Consider the following 19,921-nt stretch of genomic DNA (forward strand, 5'->3'; position numbering starts at 1 on the left):
GTTTGTTACTCAAGAGTAACCCTCTGGTTGTGATCCAGCCAACTCGACTAGACCCTAGCTCCATCATCGCCCGGATCTCGATGTTTCGGAAGCCTATAGAGCAGATATCCGATCCCAAGCACGGTGATCAGCGCCAAAAGAATGAAGATGAGCCCCGGGGCCGAACGGAAAAACAGAACGCACAACAACAGCCCCAGTGGACCGCCGGTGGCGCCGGTCCACGCGAGGTTGATCTTCGGGTCGCCCGAACCAAGGGCGCTGGGTTCCTGAGGCACGAAGTCCTCGGCCTCTTCATCCTCGGCCGGCGAATAGTCGCGCGGGCCCGCTCCGGGACCGGTGCTAAAGAGCTCACGGAGCCGGCGGTCGTTCGCCTCCTTGGCGGCGGCCGCATCCCGCGGGCCTTCGGTGTGGTGCTCCGTTTCGGCGGCAGCCGAGTCACCGGTGGTGGTGCGGAAATTGCGCACCAGTTCATCCCACTGCGGGTCCGGGGTGCTCGACGGTTGGTTCTCGCCTGGGTTCATCGAGGACTACTCCTAGTCTTGCTGCTGGTCGCTGACGAGCCCCTCGCCGTCTGCAACCAGCTCCGTGAAAAACAGCGCCGAACGCTCAAAGATCAGCGAGGCATCATAATCAAGCGTGGCCACATGCCGTGAATCAGGCAACGACACTTGCTCACGCAAAATTCCCGGTCTTAATCCGGCCGTCAGCGCTCGCACCGACTCGTCGGAAACCACATGGTCCACACTGGAACGGAAGAGCTGTACCGGAGCGTCCACCAGCGGCAGCCGCGCGCGAACCTGAGCAAAGAGCGCATATAACTGCGCTACGGCGGCCACGGGCGTGCGCGGATAAGCTCGTTCATCGGCCCCCGGGCGAGCAATATCATTGGCAATGGGTTTGACGCTGCGCACGGCCAAACGCAGCCACTTGGTATACGGCGCCACTCGATTGTCGACGACGAGCCCAGGGTTGACCAGGCTTACCCCGGCGACATTTCGACGCGTCGCCAAATGCAGCGCAAGCGCCCCACCCATCGACAAACCCGCGACAAACACCCGCGCATGGCGAGCCTGTAAGTCATCGAAAGCCTGCTCGGTGGCAGCGATCCACTCACCGAAGGGTACCGAGAGCATGTCCTGCCAACGGGTCTCGTGTCCAGGCAGCACCGGGGTCGCGGTGGCGAAACCCTGCTGTTCAAAATGCTCAGCCCACGGCTTCATGGCCGCGGTGGAACCGGTAAATCCATGAATCAGCAACACCGCATCACTCCCCGCGGGGGCTGCCTGTTCAAAACTGTTCATCTTGTTCCCGTCGTTTCGTTCGTCACCTGATTCGAGCGTAGTGCACAATGTAAGGGCGCGCAGGCCCTCAGTTAGCGCGTCGTTGAGACCACCGGTCGACCCCAAGGAGTAGTGGTGCTGTACGACTTCCTCAAGCGCTTCGCGGTGCGACCGTTACTGCGGATCTTCTTCCGCGTGAAAATCAGCGGGGTTGAAAATATCCCGGTCGATTCCGCCGCGATTCTGGCCTCAAACCATCTCTCGGTCTGCGACTCGGTATTCCTACCCGCCAAACTCGACCGTACCGTGATCTTTCTGGCCAAGGAAGAGTACTTCACCGGCGCCGGACTCAAGGGGCGAATCACCGCATGGTTCTTTCGCAGCATTAACCAGATCCCGATGGACCGTTCCGGCGGGGAGGGCTCGGCCAAGTCACTGAAGAGCGCGCTGGATGCGTTGGCCAATGGACAGCTACTGGGCATCTATCCCGAAGGTACCCGCTCGCCCGACGGCAGGCTCTACCGTGCCAAACTCGGGGTTGCCAAGCTGGCGCTCGAAGCGGGCGTCCCGGTGATCCCCGTGGGCATGATCGGGACGAACAAGGTGCAACCCATCGGTCAACGACTGCCGCATCCGGGGAAAGTTGAAATCCGTATCGGTCAGCCCCTGCGTTTCGACCCGGAGCGCTACCCCCACCCATCGGACGACCCGAAGGTCCTGCGTGAGGTAGCCGACAGTATTCGTCGGGCGATCAACGAGCTCTCCGGACAGAGCTACGTCGATGTCTACGCCCCACGTAAAGCACCAGCCGGTTCAAAGCCGTAGCCCCAACGCCAGCGCGGGCTGTGTTACGCCACCGCGTTACATTCGGGGCAGACCTTTTCACCCGGTGGTCGTAGAATTTTCAGGGTGAGCGAAGCAAAACGAACCCCACTGGCCGGCTCCTCGGTAGCCGGACCCGCCACCGACCCGGAACTGGACGCGTGGCGCTCCCTGCCCATTGCCCAGCAGCCGACTTGGCGTGAACACCCCGACTATGCCGGGGCCATCCAGGAGCTAGGCTCGCGCCCGCCGCTGGTCTTTGCCGGCGAAGTCGACATCCTGCGCGAGCGCCTAGCCGCCGCGGCGCAGGGCAAGGCCTTCCTACTTCAGGGCGGCGACTGCGCCGAAACCTTCGACGGCGCCACCGCCGACAAGATCTCGGCCCGCGTGCGCACCATCTTGCAGATGGCCGTCGTGCTGACCTATGGCGCGTCCATGCCCGTCATCAAGATGGGCCGCATGGCCGGGCAGTTCGCTAAGCCACGCTCATCGAACGACGAAACCCGCGACGGCGTCACCCTGCCGGCCTTCCGCGGCGATATCGTCAACGGCTACGAATTCACCGAGGAATCGCGGGCCCACGATCCAAAGCGCATGGTGACCGCCTACAACACCTCCTCGGCCACCTTGAACTTGATCCGCGCCTTCACCCAGGGCGGCTTTGCCGATCTGCGTAGCGTGCACTCCTGGAATCAGGGCTTCATGGCGAACCCGGCCCACTCGGCCTACGAGCAGCTTGCCAGCGAAATTGACTCCGCCATCCGCTTCATGGATGCCTGCGGCGCAGATTTCGAGGCCCTGAAGCGCACCGAGTTCTTCGCCTCCCACGAAGCACTGTTGCTGGACTACGAGCGTGCGCTGACCCGTACCGACTCGCGCACCGGCGACCCATACGACACCTCGGGCCACTTCCTGTGGATCGGTGAACGCACCCGCCAGCTGGACCACGCCCACGTGGACTTCCTCTCCAAGGTCCGCAACCCGATCGGTGTGAAGCTTGGCCCGAACACCAGCCCCGAAGATGCGCTGGCCCTGGTCGAGAAGCTCGACCCGAACCGCGAACCGGGACGCCTGACCTTCATCACCCGCATGGGTGCAAAGAACATTCGGGAGAAACTGCCGAACCTGGTCGAAAAGGTCACCGCTTCCGGTGCTCAGGTGCTGTGGGTTACCGACCCGATGCACGGCAACACCGTCACCAGTGCCAATGGCTACAAGACCCGCAACTTCGACGACGTCATGGACGAAGTACGCGGCTTCTTCGAGGTGCACGACTCGCTGGGCACCTTCCCGGGCGGCCTGCACGTCGAGATGACCGGCGACGACGTGGCCGAATGCCTCGGCGGTGCCGACCCGATCCGCGAGGAAGACTTCGACAGCCTCTACGAGTCGCTCTGCGATCCGCGCCTGAACCACCGGCAGTCGCTGGAGATGGCCTTCTTGGTCTCCACCGCATTGCAAAAGCGCGGACGCCGCTAAGGTCGGTGCGCAAAGGTCCGGGTGGACTGGCCAAATGGCCGGTCCACCCGGACCTTTGCTATGCGTACTGCAATTCGTTCCGCGCCTTACAGGGTGTACAGCGTAATTTCACTACCCTTGATCGCGGTGGAACCCATCGGGGTTTGCATATGTACCTGGTGGCTCATGCCGCCAAGGACACTGCGCGTCTTGACCGTAAACCCGGCGTCTTCCAGGGTGCGTACCGCCTCGTCGACCTCCATGCCGGTCACTCGGGGCACCTGCACATACTCGGGGCCCTTGGACAGGTGCAGCGTCACGCTCTGTCCGCGGTCCAGTTCACCGGTGGCGGGGCTCTGCTCGGCCACCTGACCGGCGGGAACCTCCGAGGAATAGCGGTCCTCTCCACGCGTGGGCTCGAGGCCCTGCGCGGTGAGCTTCTCGCGGGCTTCCTGTTCACTGAGCCCGACCACCTCGGGAACCGGCACCGGTGGGGGACCGTCGGAGACCACCAGTGTGATTTCACGCTTGCGCGGGACCTGGGTCCCGGCTTCCGGCTGCGTGGAAATAATCTGCCCTGCCGGCACGGTCTCGGAATGCTCGCTACGTTCGGATAGCTGAGTCATGCCAAGCTCCTTGAGCTTGTCGCGGCCCGCATCCTGGGTCATTCCCTGTAGTTCGGGCACGGCGAAGAGCTCCGGACCCCGGGAGATCTCTAGCGCCACCCCCTGAAAGCGCATAATATTCTCGCCGCCATCGGGGGAGGTGGCAACTACGCGACCTACCGCCACGGAGTCGTCGTACACCTCCTGCACGCGCACCGGAATTCCGGCCTCGTCGAGCTGGGCGACGGCCTGTGTTTGCAGCATTCCGGTCAATGACGGAATGCGCAGCACGGTGCCCGGACCGCGACCGAAGAACCACGCCGCACCGGCGACCAGCGCGAGGCTAAGCACCAGCAATAGGCTGATCCACACCTTTCGGCCAGCCGAGGCCGGAGCCTGCAGTCGGTGCGTTGGAACCTGCGCGGACTTCTTCCAGGCTTTCGCCTCGCGCTTGGCTGCCGCCTTGCTTTGCCGCGCCGGGGATTCCGGCGTAGCCGACGAGGAGTTCGACTGTCCGTGTGCTTCGCGCGGCATTACGCTGGTGGACTCTGACGCGTTGGGTTCCTCGGAGGATGGAATCACCGTGGTGTGCTGTTGGTCGGCGCCGATAACCTCGGTGGCCGCGTCGTGGCTCCCATCCGAAAGCACGGTGGTGAGCGCGTCGGAGGAATCAGAATCCTCAGCCCCGGCGTCATCGGACTCGTTACCCGAGGCGGGATGCGGCTGCAACCACCACGGGTCACGCTGTTCCTCGCGGTACCGCTGCCACTCGTCCAGACGTTGTTGCACCGAGGTCGGCATCGAGGTGGCGTAGGGCGTCAGATCGGCAACGCTACCTAATTCATCGGCCCCGAGATCCAACTGCTCGTCGCTAAGCGTCGCGTTGATCTGCGCGATGTCATCGAGCAGGAACCCGGCATGCTGCGGACGGTTTTCCGGGTCCTTTTCGGTGCAGTAGCGCACCAGCTCATCGAGATCCGGCGCCAACTCCGGGACCAACTCCGAAGGGAGCGGCATCGGTGAATCTAGGTGGTGCTTCATCAGTGCGGCGGCCGAGGTATTCGCGTAGGGCAGGGCACCGGTAAGCATCTGGTAAATCATGATGCCGACGGCGTAGATGTCGCTACGCGCATCGGCGGGGGAGCCGGCGACCAGCTCGGGGGAGACATGCGACAAGGTCGCCACCAGAGTTGCCGACTGGGTGTGCGCACTGGCCTCGCGGGCCAGGCCGAAATCGATGAGCTTGACCTCGCCGGTATCGGCCAGCAAGACGTTGGCCGGCTTCATGTCGCGGTGGACGATGCCCTGCTCATGTGCGGCGGCTAGCCCGCGGCAGACCTTCTCGAGCACGCTCAGCGTCTGACGGGGTGTGAAGCGCCCGCGCTCGGCAATGACTTCGGCCAGATTCCGCCCGCGTACGTACTCCATCACCAGGTACACCATGGAGCCGGAAACCGCGTGGTCACGGATGGAGACCACGTTCGGATGCACAATATTGGCGGCAATGATCGCTTCGGATTCAAACCGCTGGCGCACGGTGGATTCGCTGGCGTAGTTGGTGTGCAGGACCTTAACCGCTACGGAGCGATGCAACCGCAGATCGATGCCGCGGTAAATGGACGACATGCCACCGGAGGCGATCTGCGTGTCGATGCGATAGCGCTCATCGAGAACGCGGCCAACGAGCGGGTCGGGGCGGGACTGACTCATCGGTGGCGCGCACCGGCGCCAAGGGCAGGATGGGGAGCGGCCAACGTCACCAATGGCTCCTTTCGAACAGGGGTACTAGTTAATACGATACCCAGCCGCGGACCGAAACTTCGGCTTTAAAGCACTATCCGCCAGAGATCACGCTCTGGCGGATAGTGAAAAGCGGCCGATGAGGCGCGATGCTGGCGACTAGGACGCGCGACGAGCGCGTGCGGCGCGACGCTTGAGTGCGCGACGCTCGTCCTCGCTCATGCCGCCCCATACACCGGCATCCTGACCGGACTCAATGGCCCACTGCAGGCAGGTCTCGGTAACTTCGCATCGACGGCAAACGCTCTTGGCTTCCTCGATCTGCAGCAATGCCGGACCGGTGTTGCCCACCGGGAAGAACAGTTCAGGGTCCTTGTCCAGACACGCTGCGCGGCTACGCCAATCCATGCTTAATGATGCTCCTTGAAATTCTGTACATTCTGGGCCGTCTGATCCGTTCCCACCCAGCACCCGGGGCATATCAACGGCCGAGCGCAGTGCGAAAAATGGGGGTATACGGGAAGGCCTCCGTAATGGCTGGCCGCCGACGGTGAACGCCCGGCTGAACCAACCTCATAAGGTTTTCATGTTACGTGGAAGTAAACAAGGGTGAATACGGCGAAAAATAGCCCATGGGCTGAGTGCTTTGTCACATCGGATACGGCGTACCAGCTCCCGCGACATTTGCCTAGTCCCCATCTAGTTTGAGTTTGTCACAGGGCCAAAAGTACTGTGAATCCCGTGACGAACACACAGACACCTGCCACCCGTCCCGCCACCGTAATGGTGGTGGCCGCACTGGTGCTCATCGAAGCTCTCGCCGTGCTTGGCTACGCCGTGTACTACCTTATGCATCTTGGCGATGCAGGACAGCTGAACTTTGGCGGCCGCATTTTCATGCTCGTCCTGTGCGTGGGTGCTGCCGCCTGGCAGTTGAGCGTAGCCGTGAACTTTTTCCGCGGCAGAGCGTGGACGCGGGCGGCCATTATTGTTTGGCAACTTTTCCAGGTCATTATGGCCGTCACCTACTTGCAGACCTCGATGTTCGTCATTGCGTTGGTGGCATTGTTGATCGCCGGTGGCGCCCTGATCCTGCTTTTTGCTCCGGCGACGACGGCCTATCTGGGGGACCGTCCACAGCGTTAGGCCCGTCGGCTATCGGTAGCCGAACCAAGCGCGGTTCCCTCTCGACGAGGGCCAGCGCGCGCACGGGGGTTCGGTCTGTGTGGCGCTCAGATGCAGACCGGGGCGAGAGCGGTGCCCAACTCAGCGGCTGGACATCCATGGAGTGCAACGGTTCGACCACCGCCACGGTCCGTTCGTCGAATCCGGCGCCGAGGCCAAGCTCATAGGGTAGGCGCACCCCCGGAGGCACAAAGAGAACCAGCCGAAGACCACATGCCAGCGCCTGTTGTATCGATGTAGCCACCGCAGCCGGAGCCGTCGAATCGAAGAGCACACCGTAGACCGACGAGTTTTGCATGTCGGTCTCGGGCGTGCACCGGGACGACAGTTCCGTTGCCCCGGTAAGCAAGTCGACACCCCATAGCCGGCACAACTCCTGGGCCACCCGAGCCCTCAGCGCTGAACGGGCAACCAGCACCACCGACAACGGTTCGGGTACCAAGGCGAGGGTGCGCGGTTGAAATCCACTGACCCCGAGGTCGAAGGCGCCACCGCCGAACACCGGCACGGGGTCCTGCCTGTGCGCAACGTCCGAGAGCTGATCGGCACGGCGTGGTTCGGGCGCGCAAAGTTGAAATTCTTCCTGCAGTCCGGCGCGTACCCGTATCCCGCGCCCTTCGCTCTCTCCGACCGGTGGTAGTTGCGGCCAGAGCATCCGGAGGGACTGTGGTGCATCGAGCGGGAAATACCACTGCTCGGCACACATTGAACAGGCTTTGAGGCACGACTGGTCACGATCGGCCATGATCACGACTTGCTTCTGGGTTCCCTGACTCGTACGCAACAGCATGCACAGGGTCTCGTCGAGCCGTTCGAACCGGCGTGGAGGCATGCGCTGCTGCAGGTCGGCGGGGTAGCGCACCAGCACGATGCTCTCCTGCTGATCCGGCGCATCACGCACCATTTCTAGAACGTCCTCGAAATGATACGGATCATCGCCGTCGGCATGGATCAGGCCGGGGGACGCCGGGAAGCCGGAGGGTAGCGCGCCGAACAGCACCACGTGGCGCTCCGAGGCGAGGAGCAACTGGCTGAGCATCGCGCCGCCGGCCTGGGGCAGGCCGCTGACCAGCAAGCTCGGGGTTCGTTGCCGGTCCAAGATCAATGCCCGAAGCGTGCCACCGGGAATGTCATCAACCAGGCCGAGCATGCCGGGGTCGGCCAGGCCCATGCGTTGGGCGACCTGATGCACCTCTTGGGCTTCCGGAAGGGGCGCGGCAAATGGGTTCGTGGGGAGGGTCGTGGCGTGTTGCGCGAGCTCGGCCACGCGTTCGGCGAGCGCCTCTTGCAGGGTGCGTTCGTCATCGAGGTGGCCCACCGGCCGGGCCGGTGCTAGGGCGAAACCCATGACCTGCCGCTCGGCCAGCCAGCCGTGGGCCGCACCGGGCACTGCTCGATGGAAGCAGAACTCGGTGACCGCCCCCGAGCCCCGCTTGATCACCGCTTGTCCCGGTTCGGTGAGTTCGGCGGCGCGTGCACTGCCAAGCAGTTCCATGGACTCGGCCGCCTGGGTGACACGCAGCGCGATGACCGTGGCGATATTCGCGCGGGCCTGACCGGTGAGCGTACCTCCGGGGCGCTGGGTGCTCAGTAGTAGCTGTACGCCCAACGCGCGACCCACGGTCGCGAGCCGTTCCACGCGAGCCGTGGCAGCTGGCAGCGACTCGATGAAAACGCGGAACTCGTCGATCACAACTAGCAGCCGCGGAACCGCTGGAGTCGCGCCCACCCGTTGATAGTCGGCGATATCGCTACACCCGGCTGCCGCGAAAAGCCGTTCGCGGCGCAGAACCTCCGCTTCAAGCTGCCCGAGTAGGCGCTGCGCCGCCGCTTCATCCAAATCCGAGCATGCCAATTGCACCTGCGGTAGCCCGGCCAGCGGACCCAGTCCGGCACCGCCCTTGAAATCTACGAGGATGAGTGCCAACTCTTCGGGCGAATGATTAGAACAGAGAGCTACTACGATCCGGCGTAGCGCCTCCGACTTGCCGGATCCCGTCGTGCCGCAGAGCAAGAAATGTGGGCCATCGGCCAGCAGATCCAATGTCACTTCGGCACCCTGCGGTGCGCTGCCGATCACACACTCCGCCGCGGAGGGCGCGGGATGCGCGGACGAGCCTGGCCGAGCAAGCGACCGTGGGCTATCGCGCAGCTCAAGTCGAAGATATTCGTCGACAAGGCGCGAGAGCCGCGTGGGACAAAGTCGTGCCAGAGTCTGCAAGTGGGCCCCGGCCTCGGCGAGGTTGGCGCCCGCCCCATGCACATCGACCCAGTACTCGGTGCGCACAGTTGGATCTCCCACGTAGAGCACGAGCGATGCCTCCGGGGCCGGCTGCAGTCGCGTGCCCACATAGACAGTGCGCACGGTATCCCCGGGTTGAGGCTTCTGAGCCGAAGCTGCGGGAATATAACCGGTGCTCACCCCTGGCAGTAATAAGAGGTTCGAGGGCAACATGCCCAGTGCCGGTTCGAGGACCAACCGTAGCCGGCCGCCGGTGAGTTCTGGCAGCATTCCGGCGATGAGGGCGGCGAGTAATTCGGCGCAGGGCTCATCGCGCTCGCCGACCAGTTGCCAGGTTCCCGGCCGCATCACCGTAAAGATGGGTGAGTCAATATCTAGCCGTAGGGCCCGTGCCTTTTCGCGACGTCGCCGGGCCGACGACGAGCTCTCATCGGCGGGTTCGGCCTGGTAGGGCGCAAAACGGCCGGTGCCCCAACGTAATACCGGAGCAGCACCACAGGAGAGACCGAGCCTGCGCCGTGCCAGCCCGGCGCGTGCCACCACGCCCACCGGCTCTGCTCGATGCTGCCGATGTACTTGCAAGGCGGTCAGGTAATGGCGTAGTTCGCGACGGAATTTTCGGCGCGCTTGTAGCAGCCCGAGGGCCGGGACGATCCCCATCAGCGCCGAGACACCGCAGAGCGCCAGAAAAATCAGCGATCCGGTGAGCGTGGCAAGCAGTAGACCACTGATCAGCGGAACTATTGCGGCCGCTAAATACGACAATGCCCGTTTACTGTCGGGTTTCGCCGGGGCCGCGCCCACCCGCGAACGCGCAGTGACCGCCGGGTCAGACAGCGCGATGGGATCGTCGACATGCAAGATGGTGTGGCCCAGTTTGAGCCGCATGCCGCGCCGCAACACCGCCTGCATGACAGGACGAAAGTCCCCGTCAGACTCGGCGACCTGTAGCTCACAACCGGGCCGGGCATTCACCCGGAGTTCCAGATGAGTGACGACGAGTTCCGCATGCTGCCGGGCCACCGTTGAGTCGCGTAGCCCCAGCGCGCCCGCGCGACCCAGAATATAGCGCCCGGGCCGCAAGGTGAGCGCCGCGCCGGCATCGATTCCGTCGGCCACAAAGAGCTCCAAGGTGCTTAACGGTTGAGAATCTGCCACCGGTTCGAGGCTAGGCACGTCGCTAAGGAGTAGCGGCCGCTGCGGGTCAAGGCGTTCCAATTGAGCTAAACGTTGCGCGCCGAGGTACCAGCGCACCGGTCCGTAGTGGCTTTCCAGCAGTCGTGCCAGCCCCGGCCCATCGAGCGCCTCGGTCACCGTGAGATTGAATTGGCGCACGCTGACAGAGCTTTTACTGTGGGCCAAAAGCAGTTCGTAACTAATCACCGTCGGCAGTCCTCCACGTCATATTTGCATGCGTCGTCCACCCCAGACTGGAGGGTATTCGTGCAGGTCAAGGGGCGCTCGGCGCCGTCTGTGGATAGCACTACGGGGTTATGCACAATCGCTTTTTCGCTCTTGTTTCCACCGGGGCGCCCCATTAGCATTCCGTTCAAGAACGAACCCGTCGCCCAACGCAGGGGCGAGAATGCTGGCCTTGGCCTGGCGGCCTTGGTAGATCCCGCCGAAGTCGGGAAACGCCGTAGTGTCCGGCTCAAGGACGAGATCATGGACCCACTGGGATCAATTGAAAGCGACGTACGCGAAATGGTGCGTCGGCGGGGGATCGACCCCGCGCAAGACACCACCGCGTTGTCGAAGCTGATCGACGAAGCGGTTGCCGATTACGACGAGCGGGCCGTGTTGGGTGCGGTGCCACCGTTGCCGTCGTTAGCCGCGGCGCGTAGACAAATTCACGACAATATTGCCGGATTCGGCCCGCTGCAGCCCTTGTTGAACGATCCATCCGTGGAGGAAATCTGGATCAACGCCCCGTCGCGATCTGGAAAACTACTCCCAAAGCAAATTTCAATTCGATTTGCGATGATAACTAGTCATTGCAGTAATGCATTTGGAGTAACCACGCCTGGGCCAGTGCTGAAAAGTTGCTAGGTAAGTGTTTCGAACGGGCCTCATAGCTGTTCGGCGGGGATCCTATCTGAAACCTACTCCATACTGGTTTTGCGACGAATCATTGTCGACGATTTCCGTCGCGGTTAACCTCTCAACACCTACCTGGAACATAAGTACCGACCACCCTTCAAGATGTAGAGTTCATCGCAGTCCTAGTTGGGCTATGCAGTTCGTGGGGATTCGTTGTGCGAGTCATGAGGGGTGGCAATCCGCGAGGCGATATGCGCCTGCGAAGGCTAGGGACGTCTACGTCAGTCGTGCGCTGGGCATCAACTGCGACGCATCGCGATGCGCTCGTATGCCCTGCGCAACCGCTTGAGGCACATACCGATCACGAGGAGAAAGTGCACAGTTGCGGCCACGGCCATGCCCGTCAGGACGGGTCCTATCTGGTAGTCCCCGATCCACTTCCCGGCATCACCGACGATGAGGAAGAGCGCCAGGGCGAGACCCCAGAGGATGGCCCACAGAGTGTTCGCCATGCACTCGTCGACGAGCACGTAATCGTCGTCTCCGAGCCTCTTGTCCGTGCCCAGGGTGACGCGCAGCTGGAACAGGAATACGGCCATGGCGAAGAGTAGCCCGGCCACGATCGAGATGCCCGAAACGGCAGCACCGACCTCGACCATCTTCGCCCCGAGCTTCCAGGCGGCCGCACCAGCACCGAGGGGAAGGAGTGCTTGCCAGGTGATGGCCCACCAGTCGGGACGCCCCGTGCGGTTGTCGTAGAGCGTGCGGAAGTGATCGGCAGGCACGTTCCACAGGGACGCTTTGCCCATCTCGTCAACTCCCTTGCTGTGGCGGCCGGCTCCATGCCGCGTCCCATTCGCCGCCAGTCCGTGCAAGCAGGTCGCGTACCTTCTCGGTGCACGTCTCCATCAGCTGGTCGACGTCAAGAGCCGCCTCGTTGGAGTCGTTGAGCACTTCGCGGATTGCGGGTGCTCCCTCTGAGCCCAGCTGGAACTTCTTTGCCCGTCCGTCCCGCACCATCGTAACGAAAACGTCGTGATCCTCGGGCAACTCTTCGACTGCGACTACCTCGGCCGCCACGCTTGCATGGTGCAGTTCTCCTAGGAGCTTGCCTGGGAAGAACCCGCGTCTCTCCGGCCGCGCGACGTGCGACACCCGCCCGACCTTGACCGTCAGGCCGTCCGCCACGTCCGCGCTCTTGCCGGTAACGCGCACCTCGACCTCTGTGAGTTTGGCTGCCTCTCGCCATGTCTCGCCCTCGGTGACCGGGGCAGTGACCATGGTGATCTGATCGGTGTATTGGCTAAAATACTTCTTGAACAGACTCAAGATTCTGCCGCCTGCCGAACCCCGCGAAGACTCCTCGGAGAGAAAGTGCGCTCGTTCCCCAAGCTCCGGCACGAACAGCATCGCCCGGTTCTCTCCGGTGGGTGCCTGGTGATCTTCGATCTGGCCGACAGGGTCGCCGGTACTGATATCAACGAGATCCCCGGGCTCTCCGTAGGCTCCCACCCGCAAGTCGAGCATGATCACGCGAGGTGCGTAACGCACCACTTCCGCAACGCTCACCCAGGTTTGCCGCTTCTCATTGTGTGTGTCAGCGGTTGTCAACCCCTCAGCCCACGACGCGAAGACATCCAGAAGGTCTTCACCGTCGAGGTCGGCGGGCGCGAAGCTAGCAGCGTTCCGCTTGAACTTCTGGTGGAACGTCAGCTCCGACACGGTTAGGACGCGACGGCCCATAGATTCCTCCTCGATGACGTGAGTGAGGGACGAACGCAAAGCACGCCCCCAGCACGACCATTGCGCGCTGAATAGCCCAGCATTACTTTGATCGACATCCACACACCTCCTACCCTGACACTCCGCCAGCGAACATTTCCGCTTGCTCCAGCACTAGCTCGATTGCCTTAGCCTCCGCATCAGGTGGGTAGTCGTACTTGGCGAGGATGCGACGGACCTTGGAGCGCATCGCAGCCAGCACAGATTCCTTCAGGTTCCAGTCGATCGTTGCTGATTGCCTGACAGACTTCACGAGCTCTTGAGCGATCGCCTTGAGTGTCTCGTCGCCCAGCTCCATCACCGCAGAGTCGTTCTGCACGACCGCGTCATAGAAAGCGACCTCGTCTTCGCGCAGTCCGAGCTCCTCGTGCCGCCTCTGAGCGTCGCGCATCTGCTTCGCGAGCTTCACCAGCTCGGCGATGATTTCAGCGGTCGTCAACGACCGGTTCGTGTAGCGATTCACGGCCTCATCGAGCATCTCCGAGTACTTGCGCCCCTGGACGACGTTCGTTCGCTGCACCGTACGGATCTGGTCGTTCAGGAGACGCCGCAGCAGCCCCATCTGAAGGTTTGGCTTGTCCTTCTCTGCAAGCGAATCGAGGAACTCATCGCTGAGGATCGAGATCTCAGGCGTCTCGATCCCGGCGAGCTTGTACACGTCCACGACCTGATCTGCAGTGACCGCCTCGTTGAGAAGCTGACCGAGCGCTGTATCGATCTCGACCGCGCCCGAACCGCCTCGGCCAGAGTCGGGGTTCTGGATCTTCAGGATCGCTGCTCGGACGTCCGTGAACAGCCGGACATCGTTCCGGATCGCGGCTGCCTCATCACGCGAGCCCGCCAGCGCGAACGCCTTCGCCAGAGCCAGCACCTGGTCATTGAACCGCGAGGTCCGGTCTGGGTCCGCCATGACAAAGTCGAGGACCTTCGCGTACTCGTTCAACCGCTTGGAGGCTGTCAGCTCCGGGGACGAGTTGAACTGGACTCCGTGGAGAAGTCCGCGCACGATGTCGTGCTTCTCCAGCATCACCTGGACCATCTCGTCGATTGGCACGCCAGCCTGGTCGCGATCGGACGGCGAGTATTCGCTCAGCGCGTTCTGGAGGTTCGCGAACACTCCGATGTAGTCGACGATCAGACCGCCGGGCTTGTCGCGGAACGTCCTGTTGACCCGAGCGATGGCCTGCATGAGTCCCGCGCCCTGCATGGTCTTGTCGACGTACATCGTGTGCATCGACGGGGCATCGAATCCGGTCAGCCACATATCGCGAACGATGACCAGTTCCAGCGGGTCGTCCGCGTTCTTCGCCCGCAGCTTGAGGTCCTTGCGCACGTCCTTCGAGTGGATGTGCGACTGGAAATCAGCAGGATCAGATGCTGACCCGGTCATGACGACCTTGATCTTGCCCTGCGCCGGGTCATCCGAGTGCCAGTCGGGCCGCAGTGCGACGATCTTCTCGTACAGCCGCACGGCGATCCGGCGACTCATGGTCACGATCATGCCCTTGCCGAACAGAGACTCCCGGCGCTTCTCCCAGTGCTCCACGATGTCGCGGGCAACGAGGTCAAGTCGTGCCTCCGCTCCGACGACCGCCTCAAGCCGCGACCAACGTGACTTCGCAGCTGTTGCTGTGTCTTCCTCGACGGACTCGGTGATCTCATCGGCAAGGTCGTCGAGGGCAGCGAGGTCAGCTTCCGACAGGTCGATCTTCGCCAACCTGGACTCGTAGAAGATCCGGACAGTCGCGCCATCCTCCACTGCCCTTGTGAGGTCGTACACGTCGAGGTAGTCGCCGAACACAGCCCGGGTGGACTTGTCGTTCGACTCGATCGGAGTGCCGGTGAAACCGAGGTACGTGGCACCAGGGAGCGCGTCGCGCATGTGCTTGGCCAGCCCGGACTTGAGTCGACCGTGGCGGTCGAGCGTCTCACTGAAGCCGTACTGACTCCTGTGCGCCTCGTCGGCGATCACGATGACATTCCGACGGTCAGTGAGCACGGGATTGGCGTCCCCGTCCTCGCCCGGCGCGAACTTCTGCAAGGTGGTGAACACAATCCCGCCCGAAGCGCGCTTCAGCTTCGCTCGCAGATCCGAGCGCGTTGCCGCCTGTACTGGCGTCTCCGGCAGGATGCGCGCGGGGGCGAAAGTCTCGCCGAAAAGCTGATCGTCAAGATCGTTGCGATCAGTGATGAACACCAGCGTCGGGTTAGCCATGCGCGGGTCTCGCATGATCTTCGCGGCGTAGAACACCATCTCGAAGCTTTTTCCGGAGCCCTGGGTGTGCCACACCACGCCGCCGCGACGGTCCCCGTCAGGACTTGACGCTTGCACCGTCGACTCGACTGCAGCGTTGACCGCCCAGTATTGGTGGTACTTCGCCACACGCTTCACTAGCGCCCGGGTCGGCTGCCCCGTCGACTTGTCGGTGACCGTCTCGTCACTGAACACGACAAAGTTCTTCAGCAGGTCCAGGAACCGCTTCGGCTCGAACACACCCTTGATGAGGACCTCAAGTGCTGGCCGATTGCCGACGACCTCACGACCCTCGATGGTCTTCCACGGCGCGTAGTGCTCGAATGCGCCCGAGTAGCTGCTCATCGCCGCCGAGGTTCCGTCGGAGATCACCGTCACCGCGTTCGGTACGAACACCGACGGAATGTCATGTCGGTACGTCTGCACCTGGTTCCACGCCGACTTCAGCGTTGCGTGCTCCGCAGCGGGGTTCTTCAGCTCCAGCAGAGCCAACGGGAGCCCATTGACCATCACGAGTACGTCGGGGCGGCGGTTCTTACCGTTCTCGACGATCGTGAACTGGTTGACAGCCACCCAGTCGTTGTTCTCCGGCTCGTCGAAGTCCACGAGCCACAAGCGCGTTGTGCGCAGCAGACCATCGTCGCCGCGATGCTCGACCGGCACACCCTCCGTGATGAGCTTGTGCAGGCGAGCGTTCTCGTCGATAGGGCTCTGTGACTCGGCACGCTGAACCGTCTTCACAGCCTCTGCGACAAGCGCGGCGTCCGCACCAGGATTAATCCGCCGAAGCGCGTCATGCAGCCGACCCCACAACATGACGTCCTCGTACGACTCCCGCTCAGCGCCAGACTCTCCCGGAGCGATCTCAGGGCCGTGCACACGTCGGTAGCCCAGCTCGGCGAAGTACTCCAGAGCGGCCAGTTCGACGACGTTCTCGTTGAAGGTGCTCATCCGGCACTCCTCACTGTGGCAGGCGACGTTGGTCCAGTGCGCTTCGCCAGATAGACTTCGACGAGGAAACTCGCGACAGTCTTCGCCGAGTTCACCGCCACTCGGGCATGTCGATCCTGTGGCTGCACATGACGCGCATGCCCGTCACTCGCCATGTTTCGGATCGCTGCCAGACCGTTGACGATCTGGACCAGGCCTCGTGCGATCTGCTTGAACCCTTCGTCGACCTGGTCGTCCTTGTCATCGATCCGAAGAATCTTCGCGACCGCCTTGTACTGACGTTGAAGGTCTCCGGCATAGTTCCCGCTCTGGCCCGTCAAACGAATCTCCAGCTGCTCCAGTACCGCCTCAACCAAGGTGCGCGACACCGTGATCGCCCCTTCGAGATCTGCGGCTGCGAGCCGGCGTTCCGCCTTATCGGACAGCTCACGGACATATGCCAGGGTGAGGATATTCGGGGCGACTGGCGCGGCGTTCAGTGGAACGGCTACGCCTTCCAGTCGCGAGACGATCCCGCGATACTTGTCGATCGAGGCACGTTGATCGTCTCCGTCTTGCTCGCCTCTGTATTCGAGAAGTGCATGGAGAACACGCGCACATTCTGCCGTTGACGCAGAACGGAGGAAAGCCCGTAAGCGCTTGGCTTTCGAGAGACCTGTCTCTTCCGGCTCAATCTCAACATCGAGATCAGCAAAGAACTCCGCGAAAGTACGGTTACTGAAGTCGAGTACGTAGCCACTACCCATATCGAGGACTTGCTCAACGATACGAAGATCCGTGGAACTCAAGATTGATCTACTCATGACGCCTCAGCTGGTGTACGTAGGCGACCGGAGAGCAATTCTGGCAACAGGGCGTCGCGCAGTCGCGAGAGCCGCTGGTTCTCTCGTTCGGCTAGGAGCAGGCGTTCCCAGAGCGGTGCGATTTCCTCGTCGAGGCGGGCGATCGCGGCGGTAGTCGGCAGTGAAGCCGTCGTTGATGTGAGATGCCCTCTCTGGATGTGTCCCATCGTCGTCGCCTTATCGGCGGCGAGCGCCCGGAACACCGGCATGACCGCCTCGAGTCGATCGAACACCAACCATGCTGGATACCCGTCAGGATCGACTTTGAAGATGTGCTGGTTGATGATCGCCTCATCCCTATACCAGCGGTACACCCCCAACGACCCGGACCATGCCATCAAAATATCGCCAGCCCGCGCGGTCTTGTTATCGGGGACTTCGATGTCGTTGTACACAGTTGAGCCGCCGGGGCCGGAGTTGAGCTCCGCAATCCGGATCACCATGCGGCCCGTCCCTGTTGCCCCCTTCGTGTACGCGCCGCCGTTGGTGAAGGTCGCGAGGTCTGAGACGGGTATCGTTACTGACTCGTCAGCGATAGCCACGTCAACGCGCGCACGAACGAGGCTCGGGATCAGCTCTATGAGCCTCCGGTTCGACTCGATCTTATCGTCAAGCGCGCCGAGCGTCGCGGCAATCGCGCGCTGCTCTCGGATCGGTGGCAAAGTGAACTCAAAATCTCCGATCTGACCGCCGCTGATATGGGGCACAGCAGAACCGGTCTGAACGCCGATCACATAGTTAGTGAAAGCCGCGCTACCGATGACCACGCCTAAGAATCCTTGGTCGAGAGAATCGCTCTTCGTCCGGAGGCGCGCAACCCGTTGGACGAGGAGCGAGGGGAGATCGTGTTTGCGGACAACCGCGTACTTCAACCCAGCACCAATCCAGGGACGATCCATCGCTATAACAACATCGCCAGGCGACAATAAGTATCGATCGACTTCATTGACTCGATCTAGGGGGAACCTCTTCGCTCCGGCCCACTTTAGATTCCCCTGCGCGACGTTATCGCCCCGTAAGAGACGGACATCGTCTGGTCCGTCAGCGAATTCTGCGCTCTTGAATGCGAAGCCGAAGGTCAGCTCGACGACATCAGCTATGCGCGTCACAGTTGCAACCCACTGAGCCGCCGGCGAACCTCATTCTCAAGCTCGCGCCCACGCTCGAACTCAGCGAACAGCTCTGTCGTGAGGCGTTCAATCTTTTCATCGATCGGTTCGTTGTCGATCTCCGCTTCCGCAGCGCCCACGTACCGTCCGGGTGTTAGCACGAAGTCATGCTTTTCGATCTCATCGATCTTCGCGGCCTTCGCAAACCCCGCCACGTTTTCGTACTCGCCGTCGTGGTTGCGCCACTGGTGGTATGTGCCTGCGATCTTCTCGACGTCGTCATCGTCGAGCACACGGAGCTTGCGTGACTCCATCCGGCCGAGCTTGCGCGCGTCGATGAACAGCACCTCGTCACGCCGCTCGCGGTGCCCGTTCCCAGCACGTCCCTTCGAGACGAACCACAGAGCGACCGGGATGCCGGTGTTGAAGAACAGCTTGTCTGGCATGGCGACGATGCAGTCGACCAACCCTGCCTCGACGAGCTTGCGACGGATCTCGCCTTCACCGCTGCTCTTCGAGGACAACGACCCGTTGGCGAGCACGAAGCCCGCCGTGCCGTTGGGGGCGAGATGGTGGATGAAGTGCTGGACCCACGCGAAGTTCGCGTTGCCTTTCGGCGGCGTCCCGTACTTCCATCGGGGATCGTCGGCGAGCTTCGCATCCCACCAGTCAGAGACGTTGAACGGCGGGTTCGCGATCACGTAGTCAGCGCGGAGATCCTGATGCAAATCCTCGGTGAACGAGTCCGCCGAGTGCGAGCCCATGTCAGCTTCGATGCCCCGCAGCGCGAGGTTCATCTTTGCGAGCTTCCACGTTGTGTCGGTGAACTCCTGGCCATACACGGAGATGTCGGTGCGCTTGCCGCCGTGGGCCTTCACGAACTCTGCCGACTGGACGAACATGCCGCCCGAGCCCGCGGCGGGGTCGTAGACGCGGCCCTTGTAGGGCTCCAACATCTCGACAAGTGTCTTGACTACGGAGCGCGGCGTGTAGAAGGCCCCGGCGTCCTTGCCGGTCTCTTTACCTGCGAACTGGCCAAGGAAGTACTCGTACACACGACCGAGCACGTCGTCTGCGCCGTGATCGTCGGTCTCGGTGAAGCCGATCGATCCGATGAGATCGACCAGCTCACCGAGGCGGCGTTTGTCGAGCCCGTCCCGGCCGTAGTTGCGTGGGAGGACACCACGCAGGGAGGGGTTCTCCTTCTCGATGAGGTCCATCGCCTGGTCGATCTGCTGGCCGATCTCCGGCTGCTTCGCCACCGACTGCACGTAGCCCCAGCGCGCGAGGGACGGTACCCAGAAGACGTTCTGGCTTGCGTACTCGTCCCGATCCTCCAGGAACGACTCGATCCTCTCGGGCTTGATGCCCTCGGCGGCCAGCTCATGGTTGAGCTGCTCGCGGCGCTCCTCGAACCGGTCGGAGACGTACTTGAGGAAAACCAGTCCCAGCACGACGTGCTTGTACTCGCTGGGCTCCTGGTTGCCGCGGAGCTTGTCTGCGGCATCCCACAGAGTCTGTTCGAGTGTCTTCGTTGGCTTCGCCTTTGCGGCCCGTCGCGCCATATTTCGTACTCCTTCGCGCGAGAAACGCGCCTCCGTCTGCAATTTT

At 62.4% G+C, this 19,921-nt stretch carries 15 protein-coding genes; 4 read left to right on the top strand and 11 right to left on the bottom strand.

The window, feature by feature from the left end:
* Positions 1-47: 47 nt before the first annotated feature.
* Together ACYU0X_RS06195 and ACYU0X_RS06200 are read right to left on the bottom strand one after the other, a co-directional pair.
* Positions 48-521, bottom strand: a complete 474-nt coding sequence (locus ACYU0X_RS06195; protein ID WP_461902447.1) for a hypothetical protein — start codon at positions 519-521, stop codon at positions 48-50.
* Between the two features lie 12 nt (positions 522-533).
* Entirely contained in the window at positions 534-1,301 is a 768-nt protein-coding gene (locus ACYU0X_RS06200; RefSeq protein WP_461902448.1) for an alpha/beta hydrolase, read from the bottom strand.
* Between the two features lie 114 nt (positions 1,302-1,415).
* Here ACYU0X_RS06200 and ACYU0X_RS06205 point away from each other — a divergent pair, with 114 nt between their 5' ends.
* Together ACYU0X_RS06205 and ACYU0X_RS06210 are read left to right on the top strand one after the other, a co-directional pair.
* Positions 1,416-2,105, top strand: a complete 690-nt coding sequence (locus tag ACYU0X_RS06205) for a lysophospholipid acyltransferase family protein (protein ID WP_461902449.1) — start codon at positions 1,416-1,418, stop codon at positions 2,103-2,105.
* A gap of 84 nt (positions 2,106-2,189) precedes the next feature.
* On the top strand, positions 2,190-3,581 hold the full coding sequence (locus ACYU0X_RS06210; RefSeq protein ID WP_418908897.1) for a class II 3-deoxy-7-phosphoheptulonate synthase: 1,392 nt from the start codon (positions 2,190-2,192) through the stop codon (positions 3,579-3,581).
* Between the two features lie 86 nt (positions 3,582-3,667).
* Here ACYU0X_RS06210 and ACYU0X_RS06215 read toward each other — a convergent pair whose 3' ends face one another.
* Positions 3,668-5,875 carry a Stk1 family PASTA domain-containing Ser/Thr kinase gene (locus tag ACYU0X_RS06215; protein ID WP_461902450.1) on the bottom strand — a complete coding sequence of 736 codons (2,208 nt, stop codon included), beginning with the start codon at positions 5,873-5,875 and terminating at the stop codon, positions 3,668-3,670.
* Between the two features lie 189 nt (positions 5,876-6,064).
* Positions 6,065-6,313 (bottom strand): WhiB family transcriptional regulator, encoded by a 249-nt coding sequence (locus ACYU0X_RS06220; protein WP_047118688.1) that lies wholly within the window; start codon positions 6,311-6,313, stop codon positions 6,065-6,067.
* A 333-nt stretch (positions 6,314-6,646) separates the two neighbouring features.
* Here ACYU0X_RS06220 and ACYU0X_RS06225 point away from each other — a divergent pair, with 333 nt between their 5' ends.
* A complete protein-coding gene (locus ACYU0X_RS06225) occupies positions 6,647-7,051 on the top strand; it encodes a hypothetical protein (protein WP_418908899.1) in 405 nt (134 codons plus the stop codon).
* Here ACYU0X_RS06225 and ACYU0X_RS06230 read toward each other — a convergent pair.
* The gene (locus tag ACYU0X_RS06230; protein WP_461902451.1) at positions 6,954-10,667 is read right to left on the bottom strand and encodes an FtsK/SpoIIIE domain-containing protein; all 3,714 of its coding nucleotides are present in this window, start codon (positions 10,665-10,667) and stop codon (positions 6,954-6,956) included. The genes ACYU0X_RS06225 and ACYU0X_RS06230 overlap by 98 nt on opposite strands.
* Positions 10,668-10,997: 330 nt before the next feature.
* On the opposite strand from ACYU0X_RS06230, the gene ACYU0X_RS06235 reads away from it, so the two are divergent.
* Positions 10,998-11,381: a hypothetical protein gene (locus tag ACYU0X_RS06235; protein WP_418908901.1), complete on the top strand. Its 384-nt coding sequence runs from the start codon at positions 10,998-11,000 to the stop codon at positions 11,379-11,381.
* A gap of 290 nt (positions 11,382-11,671) precedes the next feature.
* On the opposite strand, the gene ACYU0X_RS06240 is transcribed toward ACYU0X_RS06235, so the two are convergent.
* From ACYU0X_RS06240 to ACYU0X_RS06265, 6 genes are all read right to left on the bottom strand, one after another.
* Complete coding sequence (locus tag ACYU0X_RS06240) at positions 11,672-12,181, bottom strand: hypothetical protein (RefSeq protein ID WP_400290654.1); 510 nt, start codon at positions 12,179-12,181, stop codon at positions 11,672-11,674.
* 4 nt (positions 12,182-12,185) lie between these two features.
* Complete coding sequence (locus tag ACYU0X_RS06245; RefSeq protein ID WP_400290656.1) at positions 12,186-13,115, bottom strand: hypothetical protein; 930 nt, start codon at positions 13,113-13,115, stop codon at positions 12,186-12,188.
* A 109-nt stretch (positions 13,116-13,224) separates the two neighbouring features.
* A complete protein-coding gene (locus ACYU0X_RS06250) occupies positions 13,225-16,359 on the bottom strand; it encodes a type I restriction endonuclease subunit R (protein ID WP_461902452.1) in 3,135 nt (1,044 codons plus the stop codon).
* On the bottom strand, positions 16,356-17,147 hold the full coding sequence (locus ACYU0X_RS06255) for an abortive infection family protein (RefSeq protein WP_418908905.1): 792 nt from the start codon (positions 17,145-17,147) through the stop codon (positions 16,356-16,358). Before ACYU0X_RS06255 ends, ACYU0X_RS06250 begins: the two co-directional genes overlap by 4 nt.
* Positions 17,148-17,158: 11 nt before the next feature.
* Positions 17,159-18,310, bottom strand: a complete 1,152-nt coding sequence (locus ACYU0X_RS06260; RefSeq protein ID WP_400290662.1) for a restriction endonuclease subunit S — start codon at positions 18,308-18,310, stop codon at positions 17,159-17,161.
* Positions 18,307-19,875 carry a class I SAM-dependent DNA methyltransferase gene (locus tag ACYU0X_RS06265; protein WP_461902453.1) on the bottom strand — a complete coding sequence of 523 codons (1,569 nt, stop codon included), beginning with the start codon at positions 19,873-19,875 and terminating at the stop codon, positions 18,307-18,309. The genes ACYU0X_RS06260 and ACYU0X_RS06265 overlap by 4 nt, the downstream gene beginning before the upstream one ends.
* Positions 19,876-19,921 lie beyond the last annotated feature (46 nt).

It is taken from the genome of Glutamicibacter sp. X7 (assembly GCF_054889245.1).